General features: G+C 68.5%; 1 pseudogene. It reads right to left on the minus strand.

Going from position 1 to position 672, the window contains the following annotated elements:
* Positions 1–672: pseudogene (locus A5708_RS13245) on the minus strand (dihydrodipicolinate reductase); the annotation flags it as partial.

The following is a 672-nucleotide window of genomic DNA, read 5'->3' on the forward strand; positions in this document are numbered from 1 at the left end:
GGGCCAATCGGGTGCGACGTCGCGGGCCATTCGGATGACGTGCTCGATCACGATGGCCTCGCGGCCATTCACCACTCCCGCGGCGCGGGTCCGCACGGCGCCGCAGGTGCCGGCCTGCACGGTGCCGAAGGCCACCTCAATGTCCCGGTAGGTGAGCTCACGGTCGAGCGAACCCCGTATCTCCTCCACCTCGGCGCCGAGCCCCTCGGCCATGAGGTGAATCGGTGCCTTCCAAGCCATTTCGATGAACCCGGGTGTCTTGAGCATCGGCTCGAAGTCCAGCGGCCGGCCAAAGCCCATCCCGTCCATCATCACGTCGGCCACCGGGTAGTGATCGTTGAGCGCCACCTCGCTGGCCGTGATCCGGCGGATGCTCTTGGACTGGGTCGTCATGAGCAGCGCGAGTTGGTCGGAGGCGAACCCGGGGAAGATGCCCGACGCGTAGAACGACGCGTGGCCCGTTTTGGCCGCCGCGTCCAGTTCGTCCCGCCAGTTCGGCGCGAAGTAGGACGGCGGGTACACCAGGCTCGTCGACGACGTCGAGACCACGTTGATGCCTGCGGTCAGCAGGCGCACGTAGTCGGGCACGGCCGCGCCATCGCGGTCGGGACCGCTGGCCGCGTAGACCACGCAGTCGGGGGCCAGCGCGATCAGCGCGTCGGCGTCGTTGGT

Source organism: Mycobacterium colombiense (assembly GCF_001672755.1).
Taxonomy (GTDB): domain Bacteria; phylum Actinomycetota; class Actinomycetes; order Mycobacteriales; family Mycobacteriaceae; genus Mycobacterium; species Mycobacterium colombiense_C.